The organism is Paraglaciecola sp. (assembly GCF_051252315.1).
GTDB lineage: Bacteria > Pseudomonadota > Gammaproteobacteria > Enterobacterales > Alteromonadaceae > Paraglaciecola.
This window is the reverse complement of the sequence record NZ_JBPOFP010000200.1, coordinates 1-4,483: the sequence shown is the minus strand read 5'-3', so window position 1 is coordinate 4,483 and position 4,483 is coordinate 1. Positions and strand designations below refer to the sequence as shown.

The following is a 4,483-nucleotide window of genomic DNA, read 5'->3' as shown; positions in this document are numbered from 1 at the left end:
CCATCGACCCAAGTCCATGCAGCTTCCACTTCATCTCTACGAACAAACAAAGATTGGTTACCCATCATAACTTCAAGAATTAATTTTTCGTATGCATCTGCAATACGTTCATCTTTAAAAGTTTCAGAGAAGCTTAAGTTCAATTTTGACTTCTGCAAATCCATGTGACCAGTACCCGTTAAGCCTGGCACTTTATTCATGACTGTCACTTCAACACCTTCATCAGGCTGTAAACGGATTGTCAGTTTATTTGGTGGTAATTGCGAAAAACTATCTTTAAACAAGTTATGAGGCTGACGTTTAAAGAAAATATTCACTTCACTCGTTTTGTTAGGTAGGCGTTTACCAGTACGTAAATAAAATGGTACGCCAGCCCAACGCCAGTTATCCAATTCTACTTTTAAAGCAATAAATGTCTCGGTTTTACTTTCTTGGTTTGCATCTGGCTCTTCAAGATACCCAGGCACTTCTTGGCCTTTAATAAAGCCGTCAACGTACTGACCGCGTACGGTATTTTGACGTACATTAGTCGCATCAATAGGGCGTAAAGCTTTCAAAACTTTTAGTTTTTCGTTACGAATACTAGTTGCATCTAATGTAGCCGGTGGCTCCATAGCAATGAGCGTCAATATTTGTAAAAGGTGGTTTTGTACCATATCTCGCATTTGGCCGGCTTCATCGAAGTAACCCCAACGACCTTCAATACCCACTGATTCCGCAACGCTTATTTGTACGTGGTCAATGCAGTTATGATCCCAATTGGTTGCAAAGATTGAATTAGCAAAACGTAAAGCCACTAAGTTCAATACAGTTTCTTTACCAAGATAATGATCGATACGGTAAATTTGGCGCTCTTCAAAGAATTCAGCCACTTGGTCATTGATAACTTTAGATGATTCCAAATCATGCCCGATTGGCTTTTCAAGTACCACTCGCATGCTTTTATCAATAATTTTCGCCGCTTTTAAACCGCGACAAATATCGCCAAATATCGATGGCGGAGTTGCAAAGTAACACACCATAGTACGCTTTGGATCGACATGAGTTTTAAAAGCGCTATAACTTTCTTTCTGCTTCATATCTACGCGCAAATAGACTAATCGAGCTTCAAATCTAGCCCATGTTTCTGCACATATTTCTTCTTTAGTAAATTTTTCAACATTTTCTTTTACTATAGCCAGGTATTCTTCTTGGCTATATTCTTGTCGAGCCACACCAATAATCTGGGTTTCGGCATGGATTAAATCCGCTTTTTCGAGTTGATATAGTGAAGGTAAAAGCTTACGTCTTGCTAAGTCACCTTTGGTGCCAAACAAAACAAAGTCACAAGGTTCAAATGAGTTTTCCAAAACCATTTTATTTGCCTACTCTCTATTTTTTAATTTGATTGTCTGCTTACAGCTGTAAAAAAATTACAGTTAAGGCAGAGTTATGCCGTAAAATTTACCACAAAATGTAATAAAATTACAAGTTTTCACGTTTTGTTAACCTTAAAGGTCAATTTAGTTGCCTTTTAGGCTGTTTTTGTTAAAAAATTACAACTTTAGTACCCTATTGCCTACTGACAATGTTACTGTGTCCCCATAGGTTGCCCAATTATAATGAAGTTTTCAGTGTAATCATGAATATTCTAGAAAAAATAAAGCAACAAAATTCTGCTTTTAGTAAGTCAGAACGAAAAGTTGCAGAAGCAATATTACATAACCCACAATCTGCCATACATTGTAGCATCGCTACTTTAGCAAAAATGTCAGACGTGAGCGAGCCAACAGTTAATCGATTTTGTCGAAGATTAGATACTAAAGGGTTTCCAGACTTTAAATTGCACTTAGCGCAAAGTCTTGCAAATGGTACACCTTACGTAAACCGGCATGTTGAAGAAAGTGATGGCCCAGAAGAATATACCAATAAAATATTCGAATCGACCATGGCAGCACTTGAAGTAGCAAGGCAATCTGTAGACGTCAATTTAATAAATAGAGCTGTTGATTTATTAACCCAAGCCCAAAAAATCTCATTTTTTGGTTTAGGTGGTTCTGCGGCTATCGCACATGATGCGGTGAATAAATTTATTCGATTTAATGTTCCTGTAGCCTATTATGAAGACATTCTTATGCAGCGTATGAGTTGTATGAATTGCACTGACAAGGAAGTTGTCGTACTGATCTCAAACACGGGTCGTACAAAAAGCCTAGTTGAAATAGCACAAATTGCTCGTGCAAACGACGCCACCGTTATGGGAATCACTTCTTTCGACAGCCCTCTAGCAAAAGAATGCAACATTACTTTATCTTTAGATGTACCAGAAGATACAGATATTTATATGCCAATGGCATCACGGATCGCCCAGCTCACCTTAATTGATATTTTAGCCACAGGGTTTACGCTGCGAAGAGGGAATAAATTTAGGGAAAATTTAAAACGAGTCAAAGATACCCTAAGAGGATCAAGATATGAGAAGCCTTAATATCACTCTATTTATGTAGTAAAATTATAAAAAAGTCAGAAACACCTCTTATCAGTTATAAAAAAATTCACTTTTAGCTCGTTTTGCACTACCCTTTTCGTAATAAAATTACATTTTTGTTAATTTATGACTAACCGGTTGGTTAGTTGGTTTAAAAAGATTAAACTTACTATAATTAATTTTCCTTAGCTTTAGCTTGAATTTAGTACTAAAAGTTAATGTTACCAATACGCCACAACTACAGAGCACCATAAACTATGTTAAGACGCACAAAAATACTCGCTACATTAGGTCCATCAACAGATACAGTGGAACAAATTGAAGCTATCATCAAAGCTGGTACCAATGTAGTTAGAATGAACTTTTCACATGGTACTGCCGAAGATCATATCAACCGAGCAAATAAAGTACGCGCGGCAGCTAAAAAGCTAGGTAAATATGTGGCAATTTTAGGTGACTTACAGGGTCCTAAAATTCGAGTAGCCAAATTCGAAAATGATTCAATTATTCTTAAAATAGGTGATCACTTCGTATTAGACGCAGACATGGGTCGCGATGATGGTAACCAAGAAGCTGTTGGCATTGATTACAAAGCCCTACCTCAAGATGTTAACGCAGGTGACGTATTATTACTTGATGATGGTCGTATTCAGTTAAAAGTGACTAGCGTAGAGGGCAATAAAGTTCTTACCGAAGTGACAGTAGCTGGAAAATTATCAAACAATAAAGGTATTAACCGCCAAGGTGGTGGTTTATCTGCCGAAGCGTTAACTGAAAAAGACAAAAAAGACATCGTTACAGCGGCGGAAATTGGCGTAGATTATTTAGCTGTTTCGTTCCCTCGTTCAGGAGCAGACTTAAACTATGCTCGTCAACTAGCTGAAAAAGCAGGTTGCACGGCAATGATTTGTGCAAAAGTTGAACGAGCTGAAACGGTTGCTTCAGATGAAGCAATTGATGACATTATTGAAGCTTCTGATGCGGTAATGGTAGCAAGGGGTGACCTTGGTGTTGAAATCGGTGATGCAGAACTAGTCGGTGTTCAAAAGAAACTTATCGCACGTTCTAGACAGCTGAATAAAGTTGTTATTACAGCGACACAGATGATGGAATCGATGATCACTAGCCCAATGCCAACACGTGCTGAAGTAATGGACGTGGCAAATGCGGTTCTAGATGGTACTGACGCAGTAATGTTATCGGCTGAAACAGCAGCTGGTGAATTCCCTGTTGAAACAGTTGAAGCCATGTCACGTGTATGTGAAGGTGCAGAAACACATCCAAACGTCACGATTTCTAAACATCGTATGGATCAAACCTTCACTACTATCAGTGAAACTACAGCATTAAGTGCGGTTTATTCGGCTAACCACTTAAAAACAATTAAAGCCATCGTTGCTTTGACTGAAAGCGGTTCAACGCCATTATTAATGTCTCGTATCACTTCATCTTTGCCTATTTATGCATTAGCTAGGCATGAAGCAACGTTAAACAAAATGGCTCTTTACCGTGGTGTTAAGCCGGTTTATTTTGATTCAAGAGATAGCGAACCAGGACAGCTTAAAGCTGATGTGGTTGCTCTTTTACTTGAAAAAGGCGTAATAGAAAAAGGTGACCAATTCATCATGACCTATGGTGATGTGATGGAAACTGTTGGTGGAACTAATGCAAGTAAGATAGTGGTTGCTTAGTTTACATTTGAGTTAGATAAAAACGAGCTTTTCTAAGCTCGTTTTTTTTGTCTTTAATTTGATGGATCTAGGTGTTGCTGAGTTGTGCCATTTACCCTGAACCAACCCGCGATACTAAATCTGTCTTTATTACTGGCGAGCACTTCATGTGGAAACATATCACTCAAAAATATAATACACTGATTAAATAATGGCGTTACCTTTGAGATTGGTTCATCGTTCTTCTCCGGCGAATAAATAATAAGCTCCCCGCCATCTGCTTCACTCCAATTGGGATTTAAATAATAAACAGTGCTCAAAGCTCTATTACTTCGCCCCTTAAAAG

The 4,483-nt window shown here is 38.3% G+C and carries 4 protein-coding genes; 2 read left to right on the top strand and 2 right to left on the bottom strand.

Annotated features, from left to right (window positions below; all coding sequences use genetic code 11):
• Positions 1-1,355: glucose-6-phosphate dehydrogenase (gene zwf / locus ACSHXM_RS20990; protein WP_435692222.1), on the bottom strand; the 1,355-nt coding region annotated here is incomplete at its 3' end.
• Positions 1,356-1,621: 266 nt separating this feature from the next.
• Here zwf and ACSHXM_RS20985 point away from each other — a divergent pair.
• Together ACSHXM_RS20985 and pyk are read left to right on the top strand one after the other, a co-directional pair.
• Positions 1,622-2,467, top strand: a complete 846-nt coding sequence (locus tag ACSHXM_RS20985) for a MurR/RpiR family transcriptional regulator (RefSeq protein ID WP_435692220.1) — start codon at positions 1,622-1,624, stop codon at positions 2,465-2,467.
• A gap of 257 nt (positions 2,468-2,724) precedes the next feature.
• Positions 2,725-4,158, top strand: coding sequence for a pyruvate kinase (gene pyk / locus ACSHXM_RS20980; protein ID WP_435692218.1), 1,434 nt, complete (start codon positions 2,725-2,727; stop codon positions 4,156-4,158).
• A 53-nt stretch (positions 4,159-4,211) separates the two neighbouring features.
• Here pyk and ACSHXM_RS20975 read toward each other — a convergent pair.
• The coding region (locus tag ACSHXM_RS20975) for a 2OG-Fe(II) oxygenase (RefSeq protein ID WP_435692216.1) at positions 4,212-4,483 on the bottom strand (272 nt) is incomplete at its 5' end.